This is a genomic window from Novosphingobium sp. TK71 (assembly GCF_055361505.1).
Window position 1 is genome coordinate 1,195,547 of sequence record NZ_JBSZKA010000001.1, and the last position, 19,880, is coordinate 1,215,426.

The window sequence follows — 19,880 nt, forward strand, 5'->3', positions numbered from 1 at the left end:
CGGCCGGGGTCAGTTCCCCGGAACCGGCCCAGCATCGCTGCCCGACAGCAGCACGCCATTGAACAGGAACTTGAAGGTTGCGAAAGGCTGGCCTCGCTGGGTCACTTCCGGGCCCATCAGGAAAACCCGCCCCTTGCCGAGCCCGGCCTCGACGATGCCCGCCCCGCCGTTGAGCAGCTTCTGGCCCCAGGCCCAGCCGGAAACGAGCGGGTCGTCCTTGTCGAACCAGCTCACCTTGCGCACGGCGGGCCCGTCGGCGCGGAACACCGGGTTGTTGTTATAGAAGAGGTTGACCGTGGGCGCGACACCGAAGGCCAGAGGATCGCCGCTGTCGACTTGCGCGCTCAGGATCGATCCCGGGACGTAGAACGTATTGGCGGAAACCCTCTTCGGCTTGCCGTCGCTCCCGCGCGGGGCAAGCAGGTTCGTGACGGGAACGCCGATCTGCTCGCCCATGCGCGTGGCATTGCCTACCGCGATGACGGTGCCGCCCGCCCTTGCGAAAGTGGCGACTTGCGGGAAGGTCTTCTCCGGCGTGATCGTGCCGAGCATCTTGCGATAGGCTGCCGGGATGGTTTCGGCATCGGGCTGCGGGCGCACGGGGCCTTCCTCCCGGCCGAGCACGTCGCTCTGGAAGACGAGCACATCGTATTTCGCTTTCAGCCCACCCTTGTCGAGCGCCTGTGGGTAGACCAGCTCGTAAGGGAATTCGTACTGCTCGAAAATCCAGCGCGTCCAGCCCGAGGCCATCGAGCCGCCGTATATATCGACGAGCCCGATCTTCACCGGCCTGATCGCAACCGCCTCTCCCCCTGGCCTGGCCGCGACGGCATGGGCATCGAGCCCGAGCGGGGCGACAGCGGCGGAGACGATGGCCTTCGCGCCGGCCGATGCGGGAATCCACAAGGCACCCGGGGCGAGCGTCTGCCCGTCCACGCTCAGGCCCTCCTTCATCCAGAACACCGGCAACCCTGCCTTCAGCAGGCGATTGGTGAGCGTGAAGCTGTTGTTCACCCCGTGATCGACGATCCAGCCCGCCCCGCCCGAACCCAGCACCCGGCCCGGTGGCGGTGCGGCGATCTCTTCCGGCACGAGCGGGAACGCGGGCGGCGGCGCATCGAGCACGCGGTCGAACGCGACGTTCATCTGCAGGGCCAGGGTATAGCCGGTGATGTCATAGGGCTTGATCGGCGGGCCGCCGGCATAGGCGAAGTCCTGCGGATGGTCCTGCGGCTCGAACATGTCCAGCACATGCGGACGGAACGCCTGATCGCTGCGCACGACATAGCTGCCCGCAGGATAGCTCCTGCCCTCGAAGGTGAAGGCGGACGGCGCCTGCTGCACCTCGATCCCGGTCTTGATGAGCGCATTGAGGAAACGCACCGTCGTCGGCATGTCCTGCTGCCGGTCCGCCGGTATGATGTAGGCGCGCGGCGCGCGTTTGTCGGGGGCGTTGAGCACGGTCTTGTAAAGGCTGGCGGGCACGACCTTCTCATTGCCCCAGCCGTAGCTGCCGATCTCGTCCGCCCCCGGCGGCGGCATCGTCCTGGCTGCTTCCCGTACTGCATCCAGCCGCCGGGGGGTGACGACCCAACTGTCCGTGCTGCCCTTGGCGATCTGGTTCCGGCCCATGACATAGCGGTTGTACTGGATCGTCTCCCGATAGCGCGAGGCATAGTCGAGTATCGCCCGGTCCATCTCCTTCACGTAGTCCAGCGATTGCTGGAAGTGCCAGTCCTGCGGGGCGATCGGCAGAACCTCGTCCTGCCTTGGCAACTGGTTTTCGGGAACCAGCGGGATCTTCATCGGGGTGGGATTGCCGATGATCTCGGTCAGGATGCCGATCTGGTTGTGGAAGTAGCCGATGGTGCGGATGCCGCCGTTGAACCAAGTCGAATAGGACGCGGCGGAACGCATCGCCGAGCCGCCCATGCCCTTCGCCACCAACCGCGCATGCATCATCTGGCCGACCACGTCGGTCTGGTTGATGACGAGCGGTTCGTTGTTGAAGTTGTAGGGATCGCGGAACGGCGGAATGAACACCACCGCGCCCAGCGGGCCTGTCTGGTGCTGGTTGTAGAGGATCTGCGGGAACCACTCGCGATAGCCGGCGCGGTTCATGTTGGTCGTCTCGGGCTGGGTCGAGGCGAAGCTGTCGCGGTTGTTATCGTGGCCGATATACTTCTGGTAAAGCACCGGGATCGAGTCCGTCGTCAGCTTGTGCGGATCGGCCATGTACCAGTCGGCGACGAGCTCCAGCCCGTCGGGGTTGGCGAAGACGAACAGCATGATATCGTCGCCCAGCAGTCGCAGCGTCTCGGGATCGTTGCGCGTCAGCATCTCGTGGATGATCTGGACATGGCTCTGCGCGTTGACGATCTCGCTGGCGTGGAGCCCGGCGTCCATCCACACCATCGCCTTGCCCTCTGCGGCAAGCGTCTTCGCCGCTTCGTCGTCAAGGCCCTTGGCCAGCGCCAGCTGCTGCGCGATGCGGCGGTACTTGTCGAGATTGCGGATGTTGTCCGGCGCGGAGACGACCGCCATGTACTGCTCGCGCCCCTCGGCAGTCTTGCCAATGGATACAAGCTTGATGCGATCGCTTTCCCGGGCGACCTGCATGAGCCAGGCGGAAATCCTGGTGTAGTCGGCCAGGAAGTAGTCGGCGCCCACCGTTCCGCCCACGACTTTCTCGGGCGCGGTGACGGCAGCACTCGTCGGCGGCGCATCCTGAGCCAGAACCGGCCCCGAAAGCACGAGCGGGAGCGAAAGACACGTGGCGGCAAGCAACAGGTTGCGACGGGACATGGCGTTACTCCGGATCGGTGAGCAGGCAAGGGGCGGCGGCGCTTCGAGAAGCGCGGCCCGAGCGGGTTTCGAAATCTGCGCGAATGAGGGAAAAAGCCGGGGCGGGCCTCTGGAAAAGGCCCGCCCCGTCAGGATGGGTCAGCGTGCTTCGGCGAGGGCCAGGACCGTTGCCAGACCGACCGCCATGTTCTTCAGGTCCTCGGGCGGGTTCATCTTCATGCCCTCCTCCAGCGAGTGGGCGCGGAAAGTCTCGAACCCGGAACCGAGCGTCACCGCCTCGATCCCCATGCTCATCGGGATGTTGCTGTCCGTTGACCCGGCGCCGTATCGCGGCTCCACCCCCGAACCCCGGGCGACGGCAGCGGCGATCTTCACGATCCGGGCGTCCTGCGCGGTGGTACCGACCGGGCGGTCCCCGATCAGCTTGGCGTCATAGGATATCTTGCCCTTCGCAACCGAGCGCGCGGCATTCTCCGCATCCACTGCAGGCTGCAACAAGGCCAGGAACTGCTTTTCCTCCGCATCCAGTTCAGGTTTTCCGTTGGATCGCATGTCGATGGTCATGGCGGTGGCGAAGGGGATCGAGTTGACCGAAGTGCCGCCCTCCAGGATGCCGACGTTGTAGACGGTCTTGGGCTCCACCGGCGCCTTGATCTTGCCGAACGCGACCATGGCATTGGCCATCGCGAAGGCTGGGCTGACGATCCCGAAGTCCCCCATCGAATGCCCGCCGGGACCGTTGAACGTCACCTTGTAGCGGCGCGACCCGGTGCCGGCATTGGTGATACGGCCGGGCTCCCCCGGCTCGAACGAGATGAAGTACTTGATCCTGTCCTTGTACTTGCCCTTCTGGAACAGATAGCGCGATCCGCGCAGGTCGCCGGGCCCTTCCTCGCCCACGTTGCCCATGAACAGGATGTCGGCCCTGGTGGCGTAGTCGGCGTGCTTCATCGCGCGAATGAAGGCGAGCAGGACCGGCAGGCTGGAGGTATCGTCGCCGATACCGGGTGCGTAAAGACCATTGCCCTCGCGCCGCACTTTCACGTTCGTGCCGCCGGGGAACACGGTATCGAGATGCGCGGTGACGACGATCAGCGGACCGCCACCCGTCCCCTTGCGCAGACCCATGACATTCCCGACCTCGTCACGCTCCACGTCGGCCAGGCCCTCGGCCTTGAGCATCGCCATGTAGGCGGCGCCGCGCGCGTCCTCCTTGAACGGCGGCGCTTCGATCTCGGTCAGGGTAATGATGTCCTGGATGATCCTGTCGTAGTCGGCCTCGAGCGAGGCCCTGGCCTTGGCGAATTTCGCCCCGCCGAGCAGCGTGGCGGCAGCCTTGTCCTCCGCGGTGGCCGCGTGAGCCCCCGGTGTGGCCAGCGCGAGCGCGGCAGTTGCCGCCAGCAATGTGATACGCATCCCAAGTCCCCTGGATTAGAAGTTGCTGTATATCGTCGCGCCCATCGTGCGCGGTGCGGTGGTCGCCCAGTAGTCGGGCACGCCCGACGCGCTGGAGATCGTGTTCACGCCGATCTTGTCGAACAGGTTGCGCACATAGAGGAACATGCCCAGCCGGTCGTTCTGCACGCCGACGCGCAGGTTCACCATCGAATATTTCCCGAACTCCCGGTAGAGCGCATTGGTAGGCCGGATCTGCGAGGTCATCTTGCCGGTATAGGTCCAGTCGGCGCGCAGCAGCCCCGTGAAGTCGTTGAAGGCCGGGAAGCTGTATTCGGCGCCGGCGCTGGCCGTGGTGCGCGGGATCAGCGGCAGGATATCGCCCTTCCGGCCCGCGGCCGTCACCTCGGCGCTGATCTGGTCGGCGGTCAGGCGCGGCTTGAGATAATGGAACGCGGCATTGAGGTAGAGGCCGGCGAACGGCGTTGCGCTCGCTTCCACCTCGACGCCTTCGATGCGTGCCGAACCGACGTTGCCGATATAGGAGAAGTTCCCGTAAGTCGCCTGGACCGAGGTTTGCAGGTTGTTCCAGTCGATCCGGTAACCGTCGATATTGAAGGTCAGCCTGCGACCGAACCACTGGGTCTTGAAGCCCGCCTCGTAGTTCCACAGGGAATCCGCCGCGTAAGTCTGCGCCGATTCCGGGATACCCGGCGTCAGGTTCGCGCCGCCGGGGCGGAACCCCTGCGAAGCGGTAGCGTAGAACATGATGTCCGGCGTGATCTTCAGGTCGACGTTGAACTTCTTGATAAGGCCATTGGCGTCGGCAGTAACTTCCCGATAGGCGCTGGGCGCCTGGCCGTTGAAGTAGTTGTAGCCCAGGTTCTCGCCGCCGACGGTCTTCTTGTAGTCGTAATATCGCAGGCCCGCCGTCACCGTCAGCGGCTCGAAGATCCGGTAGCTGATTTCGCCATAGACGGCGGACTGCTTCACTTCGTCCGTCACATAGCGCGAGCCGAGATCGACGACCGGCTGCTGCGGCTCGCCCGTGGCGGGGATGCCCGCGAACACCAGCGTGTCGACGCGGTCGTTGCGGTCCTCCCGGAACAGGCCGACGGTATAGCTGAACGGCCCCTTCCCGCTGGAGCTGAGCCGCAGCTCATTCACGAAGTTGCGCACGAAACGCGGCTGGTAATTGCCGATCGGCTGCTGTGCGGCCGCCCAGTTCTGGTAGTCCTGCCGTAGCTGCGCCGATGTCAGCCCGCCGGCATCGGCCGCGCATGTGCCGGAGCTGGTCGTCGCCCCGGCGCTCGTGCCTTGCAGCAGCGAGCCGGCGTATGTGTTCTGGAACAGGCCGCAGTAGCGGTTGGAAGCGGCGATGCTGGCATAGTTGTCCGAATTGTCGTTGGTCTGCCGCACATCCCAGCGATAGAACGAATTGTTCAGCGCCAGGGTGCCCACAGGCGTTTCCCACTTCGTTTCCAGCGCATAGAGCTGCAACTTGTCGTAAGCCGGCGAAGCCACCTTCTGCGCCGAGATGAACGCGCCCTCCGAGGGTGCCCACTGCGAAGTCCCGCCGAACTTCTGGGTCTGCAGGATCGTCATGAAGTTCATGCTCAGGTTGCCGGTGGGCTGGAAGCCCAACTGGAAACGCCCGCCTTCGAGCACCGAGCGGTTGAGATCCTTGCGGCCGATCGTCGGATCGTCGACATAGCCCGGATTCTGCTGGCGATAGAGCACCAGCCGTGCGGCCAGCACGTCGTTCACGATAGGTACGTTGACCGCGCCTTTCAGCGAATAGCCGAACTCGCCGTGCTCTACCGCTTCGGCTCCCATCTCGGCAGCGCCCTCGTACTTGGCGAGATCGGGCTTCTTGAAGATCACCCGCAGCGTCCCGCCCATCGAACCCGACCCGTACAGCGTTCCCTGCGGCCCGCGCAGCACCTCCACCCGCTCCACGTCGAAGAGGTTGAGGTTGGGCGTTACGCCCGAAGGATCGGAACTGGTGCCCGACGGTCCGGTCAGCGGCGTCTCGCCATAGTAGAGGCCGACCGTGCTTTCGCCGGCAGTCTGGATGCCGCGGATCGAGATGCGCGTGCGGCCGGATTCGCCGGCGATGAGGTTGAGACCGGGAACCTGCCGCACAATGTCGGCAATGCCGGTGGCGCCGAGGTTCTGAAGCGACTTTTCCGATAGCGCGGTGATGGCGATCGGAGTGTCCTGCACGCGCGAGGCGCGGCGCAGGGCGGTGACGACGATATCGCCCACCCCTTCGGGCGCAGCCTGCTGGGGCGCCGCGGCATCCGCCCCCTGCGCCTTGGCGACACCCGGCAGCGCCAAGGCGGAAACAGATAGGAAAAATGCAGCGCGACCGTAGTGAGTGGCCATGATTGCCCCCTGTTGCAGCCGATCCATGCCCGCCCGCGCCGTCGCCGGTAATGGGCGATCTTCTGCGCGGAACGGACTGGATCCGGTTCGTTGTCGAGGTTTCCCCTCCCGACACAGGGAAGCTGACGGCACCCACCTGTCACGAAGCTGTCATTGCATGCTGCGCTGCAAAAAGAATCTTGCCCATCGCGACAGGTTGATGACAGGTTCGGTTCACAGAGTGCCGAATCAAACGGAAGAAAGTTGCGCCGGATCAGGGCCGGCGCCCATGACAACAAGACGGCCAACCGGAAGAGGATGCTGCAACTCGTACGAGGGAGTGAGTTGTTGCGTATATTGATCGTGGAAGACGACGAGCGTCTGGCGCGTGGGATGGATGCCTCGATGAGTGCGGCGGGATTTGTCGTCGACGTTGTCGGCAGCGGCGAGGAAGCGCTCGATGTGCTGGCCGCCGAAACCTACAACGCGACCATCCTCGACCTCGGCCTGCCGGACCTGGACGGGCTGGAGGTGCTCCAGTCGCTGCGGCGAAGCGGCAATGCCACGCCGGTCCTCATCCTCACCGCGCGCGACGCCGTGAGCGACCGCATCGCCGGGCTGGACCGGGGCGCGGACGATTATCTGTCCAAGCCGTTCCATCCGCGCGAACTGGAATCGCGCCTTCGCGCGCTGATCCGGCGCAGCCAGGGCACGGCGGACCCGGTGCTGCGCGTCGGCGGCCTCAGCCTCGACCGTTCGACCCGCGTGGTCGAACTCAGGAGCGCCGTGGTGGACCTGCGGCGGCGCGAACTGGCCGTCCTGGAAACCCTGATGGGCCGCCCCGGCAAGGTCGTCACCAAGCAGCGGCTCAATTCCGAGGTATTCAACTTCGCCGATGCGGTCGCGCCCAACGCACTGGAAGTCTACGTGGGCCGTCTGCGCCGCAAGCTCATGCCGGACGGCCCGACCATTCGCACGATCCGCGGCCTCGGCTACATGTTGGAGGCCTGATGGCCTCTCTGCGATCCCGTCTCACCGCAGCGGTCATGGTGCCGCTGCTGGCTCTGGCGGTGACCTTCGGCGGCATAACCTGCTGGATGATCCAGCGTTCCGGGGCGATGACCTCCGATCGCATCCTCGTCGGTTCGGTACGCGTCCTCAGCCGGGCCACTGATGCAGACGATACCTTGCGCGATCGGTTGCTGCCGCTTGCGGTCCATCTGCTGCAACGCCGCTCCGCCCCCGTCACTCACTACAGCATCTGGGACGGCGACCGGCTGCTTGCCGGGGAACGCGACCTGGCGCCCCCGCCTCAGTACGATACCCGCACCGGCAGCACGACCAGACGCCTGCCCGCCGCCAGCTTCCCGCGCACGTACCGCAATACCCCGCTCACCGGCGGCTATGTCGACCCGCGCGATGCCGGCGGCGTGATCCAGCCCGCCTACCTTCGTGACGGCCGCCTGCGCGACAAGCCCGTGCGCATCGCCACCGAAATCCGCCGCCTCCACCGCAACGGTCGCGCGGTGGTGGTTCAGGTGGCCGACTTCGTGGACGATCGCTGGGCCTACCAGCAGACCTACTTCCTGCGCGTGCTGGGCGCGGGCGTGCTGATCGCGATGACGGCGGTGCTGCTGTTCTACTGGGCGATCACATGGGGGCTCAGGCCCTTCGCCTCCCTTGCCGGGCAGATCGAGACCGCGCGCCGCGAACCACCGCCGCAGTTCCGGCTCAGGCTGGAGGAGAACGCCCCGCGCGAAGCCCGTTTGCTGGCGAATTCGTTCAACGCCCTCCTTGCCCGCACCGAGCGCGCCGTGGATTCGCTGCGCCAGTTCACTGCCAATGCCTCGCACCAGATGCGCACCCCGCTCGCGGTGGTCCGCATCCATCTCGACGTGCTGGAACGCTACGGCCCCGGTTCGCCGCGCGGGGCGACCGCGCTTCAGGATATCGGCAATGCCGTGCTTTCGCTGGAGCGCCTGCTGATGCAGCTCATCGCGCTTGCCCGCACCGAGGAACAGGGCATTGCCGAGGACGCGAGCTTCGATCTTGCCGCCGTCGCCGCCGATCTCGTCGCGGCCCGGGCCGCGCAGCCGGGAGCAGCCAGTCTCGACATCGGCTTCGAGGGGGCTGATGACGGCCCTCTCCGCGCAGCCGGCCATCCCGTGCTCGCGGCCGAGATGATCGGCAACCTGCTGGACAACGCCGTGCGCTACAACCGCCCCGACGGCACCGTTACCGTGCGCGTGCTGCGCCGCGCGGGGCGCGCCCGCGTCGAGGTGGAGGACGATGGCCCCGGCATTGCCCGGCAGGACCGGGAGCGCGTGTTCGAACGCTTCTATCGCGCGCCGACAGAGAACGGGGCGACCGGCAGCGGCCTTGGCCTTTCCATCGTGCGCGCCCTTGCGGAGCGCATGGGCGCGCATGTCCAGCTTGAACCGGGAGCGGGCGGACGCGGCGTACTGGCGAGCATAGACTTCGCGCGCGCGCCGGCATCCGCAGCCACCGAAATCGAACAGGAAGCGCAACACTTCGCCCTCGCGACAGCTTGCTGACAGGGTTTTCGCTCCAGCATCAGCGCCATGAGCCAAGCGCTTCCGGGCGCGGCAACAGGATCACCGATGTCCGCAAAACCTCCTTCGATCAACCCGATGATCGAGACAGCCAACCCGTCCCTCCCGCCCTCCGGCATCCGGCCGCGCAACCGGTTCAAACCGCATCTGCAGGTGTGGCTGCTGGGCGGCTTACTCCTCGGCATGGGCGGCGGCACGCTGGCCGGGCTGTTCGCCGGAGATTCGCCCGCCACGGCGCTGCTGATGCACTGGTTCGTCAAGCCGGTGGAGCAGGCGTTCCTTTTCGCGCTGTTCCTGCTGATCGTGCCGCTGCTCATATCCGCGATCGTCAGCGGCATAGCGCGAATCCGCAACATGGCGGGAATGCGGCAACTCCTGGTGTCGACGCTGGCGCACATGCTGGCCGCGTCCGTCGCCGCCGCGCTCATCGGGCTGGCCATGGCCAACCTCTTTCGCCCGGGCGACGTGGTGCCCGCCGAGATCGGCCAGCAACTTCTGGCGGCAAGCCATGCCCCCGCTTCACCGGGCATGATCGACACGCTGTTCTCCTACGCCGCGGTCGAGCGGCCCATAAAGATCGTCATCATCGCATCGGTACTGGCCGGCATGGTCCTGACCTTCCTGCGCACGCGGCGGACCGGCCACGTTCTGGCGACCAGCGAGCGGGTGTTCGATGCCGGTATGCACGTGCTCGCCCATGTGGCGCGGCTCGCGCCCGTTGCGGTCGCCTGCTTCATGTTCGACCTGACGCTCGTGTTCGGCTGGCACTTGCTGCTGTACCTCAGCGCCTATGTTGCGGTGGTGGTGGCGGCACTCCTGCTGCAGATCGCGCTGACATTCTTCGCCGTGGTCTGGATGCGCGGCGAAGTGACGCCGCTGGCGTTCCTGCGCGGCGTGCAGGAGCCAGCCGTCATCGCCTTCTGCACATCCTCCTCCAACGCCACCCTGCCGAGCGCACTGCGGGCAGCCGAACTTGACTTGCGCCTGCCGCCGCGCGTCGCCCGGCTGGTGCTGGGCACCGGAACCATCGCGAACCAGGGCGGCACCGCGATCTACACGGCCGTGACGGTCCTTTTCATCGCCCAGTTCTTCGGCATGGACCTTTCGCTCGGACGGCAGGGCCTTGTACTGGTGGTCGCCGCCCTGGCGGGCATGGGCACGATCGGCGTCCCTGCCGGCTCGCTGCCGACCGTCGCCGCCGTCCTCGCGCTCACCGGCCTCCCGGCAGAAGGCATCGGCCTTGTCATCGGAGTGGACCGGCTGCTCGACATGTTCCGCACGATGGTCAACGTGGTGGGAGACATCGCCATCGCCACCGCTGTGTCGCACGACCGGCGCAAGCGCAGCCTGCCGAAGATGTAGCGGACTGGCGCGTTCTTGTGTTGACGGAATGGATTTCCAAGCCCCTTATCTTGCGGCTCTTCCCCGGAACCAAAGCATCCCATCGCACTCGAAAGGAATTTCGTAATGGCTCGCTTCACTGGAAAGAAGGCGCTCGTCATCGGCGGCAGCCGCGGCATCGGCGCCTCGATCGTCCAACGCCTGGCCGGGGAAGGCGCATCGGTGACCTTCACTTACGCCGGATCGCGGGACGCGGCCGAGGCACTGGCCGCGGAAACCGGCTCCACCGCCGTACGATCCGACGCTTCCAACCGCGATGCGCTGATCGCCACTGTCAGCGAGGCGGGCGCGATCGACATCCTCGTCGTCAGCGCCGGTCTTCTGGTCACCGGCGATCCGCTCGAACTCGATCCCGACGCCATCGACCGCATGATCGACGTGAATGTGCGTGCGCCCTACTTCGCCTCGGTCGAGGCGGCACGCTCCATGCCCGAAGGCGGGCGCATCATCGTGATCGGTTCGACCAACGGAGACCGCATGCCGTTTGCCGGAGGCGCGGCCTATGCGCTCACCAAGTCGGCGATCCAGGGCATGGCGCGCGGTCTTGCCCGCGATTTCGGCCCGCGCGGCATTACCGTCAACGTCGTCCAGCCCGGCCCGGTCGATACCGAGATGAACCCTGCCGACGGCGGCATGGCAGAGGCTCTCCACGGCTTCATGGCGCTGCCCCGCCACGGCAAGCCGGACGAAATCGCGAACCTCGTCGCATGGCTGGCGAGCGAGGAAGCCGGTTTCGTCACCGCCGGGCTCTACACAATCGACGGCGGCTTCGCGGCCTGACCCAAGAGGCGCGGCGCTTTCAGGTGCCGCGCCTGCCGCGATTTGCCGCCTTATTGCGTGAAAAATTCCACCGGAACCGTAAGCCTCTGCGGATCGGGTCTGTCCGCGGGTATCGCAGGCAAGGGCTGAGCCCGGCGGATCGTGGCAAGGGCTGCGCCGTCCAGCAAAGCCGAACCGGACGATCGGCCGATTCTCGCCGAAAGCACGCGCCCCTCGCGGTTCATGGTGAACTGGACATAGGCGATCCCCTGCTCTCCGCGAGATCGCGCCGTCGCCGGATAGCGGCGATATCTTTCCATATGGGAGAGCAGCAGGGCTTCCCACGTCACCTTCGCGTCATTTGCCGCCCGTTCGGCAGGCGGTGCGGGAAGCGATCGCGGGGCGGTGGTTTCCGGAACGGCCTCCGCCACCGAGGCGGGTTCGGCCGGGGGCCGGGCCGGCGATGAGGGGACCGACGGATCGCTTTCCGGCTCCAGCGGCGGCGGGGCCTCACTGCTTTCCGGTTGTGCCTGCGCTTTCTGTTCCACCTGCCTCGGACCTTCCGGCACTTGCATGTCCGGCTCGGGCGGAGCGGTGGGAGGCTGGAATTCGAGCAGCAGGGGCCGGGAGGATTCCGCCGCCGCGGGAACGATCCGCCAGGTCACGAAACCGAGCGCCAGCGCGGCAAGGATCAGGAAAGTCGTGCTGCCAAGCCCCATGCACCGGGTCAGCCGGTCCGGCGGCAAGTCCGCGTAGCGCGTTCGCCCCGGCGTGGAGTAAGATTCCTCCGCCGGCGCGCAGGCTCTTGCCCCGCGCGGCTCCCGGTGGCCGCAGTCGTCCCGTATCTCAGGCGAAGCTGGCATCGGCAAGGGCCTGCACCCGGGCGAAGGCGGCATTGGCTCCGGCAATGGTGCGCGCCTCTTCCGCTTCGGAGAGTTCAACGGCATTCAGCGCGGCCGTGAAGGCGCGCCAATGTGCGGCGGGGCCCTCCGGCGCGGGCGCAAGATGGCGTGCCCCGTGCGTATCCGACATCCCCAGCCTTGCCGCCTCCTTGCGCAGCAGCGCCGCCCCCATGTTCGAACCCTCGGCAACATAGAGCCAGCCCAGCGCGGTGGGCACGTCCGGCTCTGCATCCGGAAGGAAGACCGGCGGCGCCTCTGCCCGGGGGAGCGGAACCTTCAGGTCATGCAGGTCCGCCGCGATCAGCGCCAGCCGCCGCCGCCCGTCCAGCCCCGGCAGCAGCACTCGCAGCCGGGGGACATCGTAAAGCGCATCGATATCGCGGTGGAAGCCATACTGCATCGTCGCGAAGCGAATGTAACCGTCGAGGCTGGCGAAAGAGGCCGCTTCCATGATCGAACGATCCAGCCGGTCATGCGTGGCATGGGTTGCGCCTTTGAGCCGGGCGGCGCGGGTATCTTCAAGGGTTCTGGTGATCATGGGCATGTCCTTCGATCAGAAGCGGTAGCTGACGCCGAGGCGGATATTGTGAAGGTCCGCGTCCGAGCGCACCTTGCGGCCGTTGGCGATATTCGAGCTGCCCGGGCCGTTGACATATTCCCAGGATACGGTCCCGTCGTCGTGCCAGGTGACGTCGAAGTCGCTATAGGCGATGCTCACGCCTTCGCGGGCCTTTGCGAAGCTGAAGGTCTTCCGCTCGAAGCGGGCGTAACTGTATTCCGCGCGGACCGACCAATGATCGCCGATCGCCCGCTCCACCCCGCCGCCCAGCACGAACCCTTGCCGGTTCTTGCGATCCTCTTCGGCGAAGAGATGCTCCAGCGCGCTGCCGATGCCGCGATTCTGCGCGTCGACGGAACGATACTGGTTGCGGGTCTGCGTTTCGCGCAGCCAGCCGATGCCGCCGGTGCCGTAGATCAGCGTGCGGCCGAGCGAATAGCCCAGCTTGCCGCGCAGGGTGATCATCCGATCCCAGTTGTAGCGCGTGTCCGATTCGAGCTGGTGGTTGTTGCGCAACCACTGGGTCGCGGTGCTTTCCTCCGAAACCGGCACGCCCGACCAACTGCCGAGGTTACCCGCCGAAATGTCGGCCTCCACGCCCAGCACGAGGTTGCCGGGCAACTGGTAGTTGTAACCGGCGTGAAGCCCGCCCAGCACGTTGCGCATCTTCTGGTCGATGCGGCTGCCGTTCTCGATGTCGGCGGCATTGCCCATGCTGTCGGTCACGCTGCCGCCGGTCTTGCCGAGGCCGTAGCCGAAGTCGGCGCCGATATAGGGCCCGGTCCAGTCGGCAGCATCCTCGTTGGCCCATCCGCTGAACCAGTTCGCCGGCCACAGCGCCGTTTTCGAGCCGAGCTTCCCGGTAAAGCCGATACGGAAGGTCCGTCCCGGCGCCGGGATATAGCCCAGGCTCATGGCCTCGGTGTAATAGCGGTCGGTGACGTTATCGAGGCTCCAGTCGAGCGAGAGCGCGTCCGTCACCTTGAACTGCCCGGTCAGGTCCAGCAGCACATAGGGGTTCCACGCGATCGCCGAGATCAGCGGCATGTAGCCGCTCTGCGGGACTTGCGCGCCGACCGCGCGCTTGCCCGTGTAAGTCAGGCGCCCGCCCAGCATGGCGCGCTCGGCCAGGAACTTCTGACTGACCGCGAGATTGGCCGACCACCGGGGCGGGATGTAGTTTGTGGCATAGTCCGAGGCGAGCGAGCTTTCCACGCAGCCCGTGGCCGCGTCCTTGCAAAAGGCGATATGATCGTAATAGGTCGCTCCCGCATCCACCGAGAGGCCGCCGGTACGGTAGCTCAGGCTGCCTTCCACGCCCCGGAACTGCGCGCGGTCGATGTTGAACATCTGCATCGCGAAGAACGCCGAAATGTATCGCCGGGCGATATAGCCGTCGATGTCGTTGTCGAACCATGCCAGCTTGACGCCCAGTTCGTCACCGTCCGCAAGAACGCCCTTGCGCGAGTAGTTCATGCCCGCTTCCCAGTTATGGGCCTCTTCCTTGTGCAGGTCGGGGTTGGCGATCATGAAGAAACCGGTGGTCGCCTCCATCAGCGAGGGCAGACGCGCGGCCTGCTTGTAGCTGGCGAAGAGCTGCAGCCCGTCCACCGGCATGAGCGTGGCACCCAGCGAGAAACTCACCGCGTCCTCGCTGCGATCGAAGATATCGGTGTGGTAAGTGGTGCCAGACTGTTCGTCCTGCAACTTGTACTTCTGGTAGCGCAGGCCCGCATCGAGGCGCAGCCAGGTCATGGGCTCCAGCGCAGCCTGCCCGAACACGCTCGTTTCCCGCCGCGTCCCTTCGCGCCCGGGTGCGAGCGAACCGTTGTTATTCCAGCCATCCACCGGGCCGGTCCGCTCCCGCAGGAACGAGGCGCCATAGTCGGCGGAGAGCAGGCCCAGCGGCGTCAACACGCGTGAACCGTTGCCGATGTCCACGCCAAGCACGTTCACGAAGCGGCGCGTCTGGTCGGTCTGGAGCAACGAGGCCGCGCTTTCGCGAAGGTTCGATATCCAGCCATTCAGCTTCAGGTCCACCAGGTCGGTCGCCGGGTTCCAGCGATAGCGCGCGGTCACGCGGTCGAGGCCGGTGTGCGAGAGCGGATAGGTCTGCAGGACCGTGCCGGAGGCGGAGCCCGTGGAACCGGGATAATTCTCGCCGAAGTCGCTCCAGTAGCCGCCGTAGCCCAGTTCGAGCACATGGTCTGCGGCCGGGCGCAAGGTGGCCTTGAGCAGCACCGATTCCGCATCGGTAGAGGTGTTGAGCACTTCCTCGCCGCCAACGAAAGGCGTCGAGCCGTAGCGGTCGTAGAACTGCACTGCACGCTCGCAGAGCGAGGCGAGGCTGCCGGAAGCTGCCCCTGCGGCGCAGAACGCAGAAGGCGTGCCGGTCGCCTCGGGCGCATGCTTGCCGTTGGCGCCGGCATGGTAGTTACCGGTGCGCCGGAACGAATAGCCCGCCACCAGGTCCACGAAATCGCCCTTGCGCGCGAAGACCAGACTGCCGGCGCCGCCCGTGGGCGAGAAGAAACCTGGCCGGTTGCGTTCCCGCGTGGCCGCCAGCGTATCGCCGTTGTAGGACGAGGGCGCCAGCAGCGAGCGGGTCATGTTCGAGCCGGGCTCGGTGCTGTTGTTCGACAGCGAGGCCTTGATGCGAAGGCCCACGGTCTCGCCTTCGGGAACGATGTCGTCGGCGGAAAGAGTCGTCATGCTGACCGACCCACCGATGCCGCCGGCAATCGGATTGCCCATTGAGGGGCCCTTCTCGATAGCGACGTGGCTGATGAAATCGGGGTCCACGAAACTGCGATTGCTGGTGCCCTGATATCCGCGATAGACCGTGGTGCCGTTGATCGCGCCGTCCACTGTCACCGGCACACGGCCCTGCCCCTGAAGGCCGCGGATGTTCACGTCCAGTCCGCCGCTGGTGCGCGCCTCTCCGGAGATCACGCCGGTCGCGCCGCGCAGCATGTCGGCCGGCGACTGGCCGGGATAGGCCTCCAGCGTCTCGCGGGTGATGACGCTGACCGAGCCGGGCGTGGAATAGACGGTGCCTGCAGTGCCATCCCATCCGGCCACCCTGCCATTGCCGCCGCTAGCACCGTCGCCGTTTCCCCCACCAGCCGATCCCGAGGTGCCCTCGACACGCAGCGTGCCGAGCTGGACCACACCGGCCTCCGCCTGAAGCGCCCGCTCGACCGTGAAGGTGTTGGCGCTCGTCCGCCGTGCGGTCAGGCCGCTGCCGGCGAGCAGGCGCGAAAGCGCGGCGGCCGGGTTGTGGCGGCCCTTGATGCCCCCGCTCGTGCGGCCTGCCACGAGCGCGCTGTCGTAGACCAGTTCGACCCCGCTCTGCTCCGCGAAATCGTTCAGCGCATCGGCGAGGCTGCCCGCCGCAACGTCATAGCTGCGGGCGGACTGCGCCGCCGCAGGCGTGCTCGCGGCAAAGACGCCAGAGAGACCGGCCGAAGCCAGCAGCACGGCCTGGACCAGTGTCCGCATTTCGCCCTTGCGCGCACGGCGCGCTTTAAAATTGTCCATCGTCATTGCCCCGTTCATTCACCCAGCAATCGCTATTGCGACGCATATTCACAAATGAAGACGAAGGCGGCGCACGATAGGAAACCTCGAACGTTCAAAAAAATTCGCGGCCTGCAGGATTAGTCGTGCAGGATGGTCACCATCCCGCCGATGCGGGTGCTGCGGATGCCCAGCGACCGGCCAATCGCATCGATCGAACGATCGGGATCGTCGAGCCGGAACACCCCGTTGACCCGCCGCTGCGAGAGGCCGTCCCCCAGCACGAGGATGTAGCCGCTGCGATAGCGGCCGATCTCGCGCACGACATCTGCTAGCGGGCGGTTCACCACGCGGATCACGCCGCGAGTCCAGCCGTCGGTATCGTGGACCGACTGGCCCGCGAGGGGCGAGATCCGGTCCCGGCCATATCCCGCCTCCTCGCCCTCGCGGACGAGACGCGAGACGGCGTTCAGGTCGATGCGCACGCTGTGCTCTGTCACGGCCACGCGGGTCTCATCGCCGTCCAGCCTGACGAGGAAGCGCGTACCCAGCGCCGTGACGGTACCCCCGCCTGCTTCGACCACGAAGGGGCGCGCCGGATCCGGCGCCACCGTGAAGGCCGCCTCGCCGCGAAGCAGACGGATGTGGCGGCCATCGCCGAAGTCCACGGCGACGGCACTGTCGGTATTGAGCAGGGCAATCGAACCATCGGGCAGCGCAAGGCTGCGCCGCTCCCCGGTGTTCGTGATGGCATCGGCACGCAGGCGTAGTGCGATGTCCGCCGATTGCGTGGCGATCAGCAGCAGGACGCTGGCGGCAACGAGCCCCCGCGCCCATCCCGATGCCTTGTGCACCGGCGCGGAAACGCCGTGCTGCGTCCCGGCCGGGCGCCAGCGTGCGAAGCGTCCGCTCCGCCGCGCCGTGCCGCGCACCGGGACCGGCGGCATCGTCGTTTCGTCGATCGCCCGCCATGTCCGCTCCACGGCGGCGAAGGCGCGGGCATGGCGCGGGTCCTCGGCCAGCCACTGCGCCAGACGCGCCTCGTCGGCTGCGGACATGACACCCGCGACATGGTCACCGAAAAGGCGGGCGGCTTCCTGCCGCATTTCCGGCGTGATCGTCGTTTCAGGCACGTTCGTCATCATCCGGTTCCAGAGCATCCTGCCCGCGGCGCATCCCTACACCGTCCGACGTCTGCGGCAGCACTTCCGAAACCCGCCCCTTCCAGTTTTCATCGTCCAGCCGCTCGCAGCAATGGGCCATGCCCTGCGCGATGTAGCGCCCGACCATCTGGCGGCTGATCCCCAGCCTTGCCGCAATGTCCGTGATCGACACACCCTCTATCCGGTTCATCCTGATGATCTGCTGGCAGCGCGGCGAAAGTTCGGCCAGCGCCGCGGTCAGCCGAGCCAGCGCCTCGCGGTCGAGCATGGCGGTTTCCGCAGAGGGCACGGGCGCCGCGATGTCTCCGGGCAGTTCATCGCCGCTGGTGATGTGTCTGCTGCGCCGCTTGTCCGAGCGCACCATGTCGATCGCGACATTGCGGGCCATGCGGTAAAGGAACGCCTTCTTGTTGGCGATCGGCGGATGATCGTGGACGGCGTGGATCTTCAGCCAGAGCGCCTGCGCCACATCTTCTGCGCCCTCGTGTCCGACCAGTCCCTGCAAATGGCGCAGCAACGACGGACGTTCGCGCAGCAGCAGCCGGAAAAGGGACAGGGCGTTGGTCGTCACCCGCGCGCCCTAGCTTTATTGCGATCAATTCGCAACTACACACAAAGCGGTCGCCCTGCCTTTCCGTCACCAGAATTATTTTCCGCGGCCGGAAGGAATATCGCGCGCCGTGTCTCTTACGTGGCAGAACGGGAATCCAATCTCGGCAAATTCGATATTCGGTTGGGGAGGGCGTTACGCCAGGGGAGGCTGAAAAGGAGTTCGCGCGCAGGCGCCGCATCGCGGTCTGGGTCGCGCGCGAAATCGTGCCCCACGAGGCGCGGGTCCGGCGCTGGCTGGCCCGTTCGCGCCTCTCGCCAGAGGATGTCGACGAGGTGATGCAGGAAGCCTATTGCCGCATAGCCATGCTCCCCTCGGTCGATCACATCGACCGGCCGCTGTCCTACATGTTCGCCATCACCCGCAATCTCATGCTGCGCCGGATGAAGCGCCAGCAGGTGGTCGTTCTGGAAGCCTTCAGCGATGTCGAAAGCTGGTATGACGATGAAGCCCCCTCTCCCGAGGATCAGGCGTCCAGCCGCATGAACTACGCCCGCGTGCTGCAGATCATCGCCCGCCTGCCCGAGCGTTGCCGCCGCGTGGTGGAACTGCGCAAGATCGAGGGCTGGTCGCAGAAGGAAATCGCCGCGCATCTCGGGATGACCGAGAAGGCCGTGGAAAAGCAGGTCTGGTCGGGCGTTCGCGCGATCCGCGCCGCCTGGGACGCGGCAGAGGCGGAGAACGAGCAACGCCTCACGGGTGCGGAGCGCCGGGAGGCCCGCCCATGGTGAGCACGCACGATCCCCGATCCCGCGAGCGGGAGGCGGCGCGCGATGCCGCTGCCGCCTTCGTGGCGCGCATGGACGGCGATGCGTGGAGCGAAGCGGACGAGGCGCAGCTTCAGGCCTGGCTGGCCGAAGACCCGCTTCGCCAGGGACTGCTGCTGCAGGTACAGGCCCAGTGGTATGCCCTCACGCCCGCCGCCGTGCCGGAAGAAGAATCTGCTCCGCCCGCACAGGACGGCGAGGAAGCCGCGCCTGCCCGCCCTGCGCTGCTGGCGCGGCGCGGGCTGCTGGCGGGCATCGCCGCCTCGGCCGCGGTTGCCGTGACCGGCGTGCGCTGGAGCAGCGCGCCTGCCGTCTACGAAACGAAGCTCGGCGAAATCCGCCGCCTGCCGCTGGCCGATGGTTCGGTCATGACGATGAATTCGGGCAGCGAGCTGGTCGTCGACATGGCCGGGCGCAGCCGGGACATCGAACTTGCGCAAGGGGAGGCCTGGTTCGAGGTCGCCAAGGACGCCAAACGGCCCTTCGTGGTGGCCGCGGGCGACGTGCGCGTGCGCGCGGTCGGCACTGCCTTTTCGGTACGGCGGCGCGAAACCGGTGTGGAAGTGCTCGTCACCGAGGGCATGGTCGAAACCTGGAGCGCGGCCCCGGCGGGCGGGCCCGATCTGCACATGCGCCTTGAAGCGGGCGACCGCGCCACGCTCAGCGCCCATGCCGTGATCGACTATGAGGCCGGAATTCCCACCTCCGTCGACCGTTCGCTGGCCTGGCGCAGCGGCATGATCGATCTTGACGGGCGCACGCTTTACGAAGCCGCGAACGAATTCAACCGTTACAACGCCCGCCAGATCTTGATCGCCGACCCGCGCATCGCCCGCGAACAGTTCGACGGCCTGTTCCGCATCAACGACCCGGAAGGCTTCGCCGAAGCCGTGAAGGCCAGCCTTGGGATAACGCTGGATACCAGCAATCCCGACCTCATCAGAATTTCTCTCAATTCTTCGGATTAAAAACAAATTCAGGGGAAGGATTTTTCGGAGGAATGACTCTCTGACAATACGGGTTCGAAGAAACCCGCAATATATATTTGGGGTGGATAATA

At 66.3% G+C, this 19,880-nt stretch carries 14 protein-coding genes; 6 read left to right on the top strand and 8 right to left on the bottom strand.

The features are described from left to right. Nucleotides 1–9: 9 nt before the first annotated feature. From ACXJ16_RS21335 to ACXJ16_RS21345, 3 genes are all read right to left on the bottom strand, one after another. Nucleotides 10–2,805 carry a M14 family metallopeptidase gene (locus ACXJ16_RS21335; RefSeq protein ID WP_463921839.1) on the bottom strand — a complete coding sequence of 932 codons (2,796 nt, stop codon included), beginning with the start codon at nt 2,803–2,805 and terminating at the stop codon, nt 10–12. A 138-nt stretch (nt 2,806–2,943) separates the two neighbouring features. Continuing rightward, nucleotides 2,944–4,221 carry a M20/M25/M40 family metallo-hydrolase gene (locus ACXJ16_RS21340; RefSeq protein ID WP_185999899.1) on the bottom strand — a complete coding sequence of 426 codons (1,278 nt, stop codon included), beginning with the start codon at nt 4,219–4,221 and terminating at the stop codon, nt 2,944–2,946. Between the two features lie 15 nt (nt 4,222–4,236). Next, on the bottom strand, nt 4,237–6,588 hold the full coding sequence (locus tag ACXJ16_RS21345; RefSeq protein WP_463921841.1) for a TonB-dependent receptor: 2,352 nt from the start codon (nt 6,586–6,588) through the stop codon (nt 4,237–4,239). Between the two features lie 327 nt (nt 6,589–6,915). On the opposite strand from ACXJ16_RS21345, the gene ACXJ16_RS21350 reads away from it, so the two are divergent. The 4 genes from ACXJ16_RS21350 (at nt 6,916) to bdcA (ending at nt 11,321) form a co-directional block, all read left to right on the top strand. After that, the gene (locus ACXJ16_RS21350; protein WP_185999901.1) at nt 6,916–7,578 is read left to right on the top strand and encodes a response regulator; all 663 of its coding nucleotides are present in this window, start codon (nt 6,916–6,918) and stop codon (nt 7,576–7,578) included. Then, nucleotides 7,578–9,122, top strand: coding sequence for a sensor histidine kinase (locus ACXJ16_RS21355; protein ID WP_463921842.1), 1,545 nt, complete (start codon nt 7,578–7,580; stop codon nt 9,120–9,122). Before ACXJ16_RS21350 ends, ACXJ16_RS21355 begins: the two co-directional genes overlap by 1 nt. 66 nt (nt 9,123–9,188) lie before the next feature. Next, entirely contained in the window at nt 9,189–10,502 is a 1,314-nt protein-coding gene (locus ACXJ16_RS21360; protein WP_463921843.1) for a dicarboxylate/amino acid:cation symporter, read from the top strand. 105 nt (nt 10,503–10,607) lie between these two features. Continuing rightward, the gene (gene bdcA, locus ACXJ16_RS21365) at nt 10,608–11,321 is read left to right on the top strand and encodes an SDR family oxidoreductase (protein WP_054435973.1); all 714 of its coding nucleotides are present in this window, start codon (nt 10,608–10,610) and stop codon (nt 11,319–11,321) included. A 50-nt stretch (nt 11,322–11,371) separates the two neighbouring features. Here bdcA and ACXJ16_RS21370 read toward each other — a convergent pair whose 3' ends face one another. The 5 genes from ACXJ16_RS21370 to ACXJ16_RS21390 form a co-directional block, all read right to left on the bottom strand. Continuing rightward, entirely contained in the window at nt 11,372–12,163 is a 792-nt protein-coding gene (locus tag ACXJ16_RS21370; RefSeq protein WP_463921845.1) for an energy transducer TonB family protein, read from the bottom strand. Continuing rightward, complete coding sequence (locus ACXJ16_RS21375; RefSeq protein ID WP_463921846.1) at nt 12,147–12,740, bottom strand: biliverdin-producing heme oxygenase; 594 nt, start codon at nt 12,738–12,740, stop codon at nt 12,147–12,149. The genes ACXJ16_RS21370 and ACXJ16_RS21375 overlap by 17 nt, the downstream gene beginning before the upstream one ends. Before the next feature lie 15 nt (nt 12,741–12,755). Beyond that, entirely contained in the window at nt 12,756–16,301 is a 3,546-nt protein-coding gene (locus ACXJ16_RS21380) for a TonB-dependent receptor domain-containing protein (protein ID WP_463921848.1), read from the bottom strand. 119 nt (nt 16,302–16,420) lie between these two features. Then, nucleotides 16,421–17,422 carry a FecR family protein gene (locus ACXJ16_RS21385; RefSeq protein ID WP_463921849.1) on the bottom strand — a complete coding sequence of 334 codons (1,002 nt, stop codon included), beginning with the start codon at nt 17,420–17,422 and terminating at the stop codon, nt 16,421–16,423. Next, nucleotides 17,406–18,014 carry an RNA polymerase sigma factor gene (locus ACXJ16_RS21390; RefSeq protein WP_463921851.1) on the bottom strand — a complete coding sequence of 203 codons (609 nt, stop codon included), beginning with the start codon at nt 18,012–18,014 and terminating at the stop codon, nt 17,406–17,408. The genes ACXJ16_RS21385 and ACXJ16_RS21390 overlap by 17 nt, the downstream gene beginning before the upstream one ends. A gap of 245 nt (nt 18,015–18,259) precedes the next feature. Between ACXJ16_RS21390 and ACXJ16_RS21395 the strand changes: the two genes are divergently transcribed. Together ACXJ16_RS21395 and ACXJ16_RS21400 are read left to right on the top strand one after the other, a co-directional pair. Continuing rightward, nucleotides 18,260–18,784: an RNA polymerase sigma factor gene (locus ACXJ16_RS21395; RefSeq protein ID WP_231635673.1), complete on the top strand. Its 525-nt coding sequence runs from the start codon at nt 18,260–18,262 to the stop codon at nt 18,782–18,784. Next, a complete protein-coding gene (locus tag ACXJ16_RS21400; protein WP_463921853.1) occupies nt 18,778–19,788 on the top strand; it encodes a FecR family protein in 1,011 nt (336 codons plus the stop codon). The genes ACXJ16_RS21395 and ACXJ16_RS21400 overlap by 7 nt, the downstream gene beginning before the upstream one ends. The last annotated feature ends 92 nt before the right edge of the window (nt 19,789–19,880 follow it).

Bases quoted from the DNA above. Each gene is read 5' to 3' on its own strand.
- ACXJ16_RS21335 (WP_463921839.1), bottom strand. From the start codon at position 2,805: ATGTCCCGTCGCAACCTGTTGCTTGCCGCCACGTGTCTTTCGCTCCCG.
- ACXJ16_RS21345 (WP_463921841.1), bottom strand. From the start codon at position 6,588: ATGGCCACTCACTACGGTCGCGCTGCATTTTTCCTATCTGTTTCCGCC.
- ACXJ16_RS21355 (WP_463921842.1), top strand. From the start codon at position 7,578: ATGGCCTCTCTGCGATCCCGTCTCACCGCAGCGGTCATGGTGCCGCTG.
- ACXJ16_RS21360 (WP_463921843.1), top strand. From the start codon at position 9,189: ATGTCCGCAAAACCTCCTTCGATCAACCCGATGATCGAGACAGCCAAC.
- bdcA (WP_054435973.1), top strand. From the start codon at position 10,608: ATGGCTCGCTTCACTGGAAAGAAGGCGCTCGTCATCGGCGGCAGCCGC.
- ACXJ16_RS21370 (WP_463921845.1), bottom strand. From the start codon at position 12,163: ATGCCAGCTTCGCCTGAGATACGGGACGACTGCGGCCACCGGGAGCCG.
- ACXJ16_RS21385 (WP_463921849.1), bottom strand. From the start codon at position 17,422: ATGACGAACGTGCCTGAAACGACGATCACGCCGGAAATGCGGCAGGAA.
- ACXJ16_RS21380 (WP_463921848.1), bottom strand. From the start codon at position 16,301: ATGGACAATTTTAAAGCGCGCCGTGCGCGCAAGGGCGAAATGCGGACA.
- ACXJ16_RS21400 (WP_463921853.1), top strand. From the start codon at position 18,778: ATGGTGAGCACGCACGATCCCCGATCCCGCGAGCGGGAGGCGGCGCGC.
- ACXJ16_RS21340 (WP_185999899.1), bottom strand. From the start codon at position 4,221: ATGCGTATCACATTGCTGGCGGCAACTGCCGCGCTCGCGCTGGCCACA.
- ACXJ16_RS21375 (WP_463921846.1), bottom strand. From the start codon at position 12,740: ATGATCACCAGAACCCTTGAAGATACCCGCGCCGCCCGGCTCAAAGGC.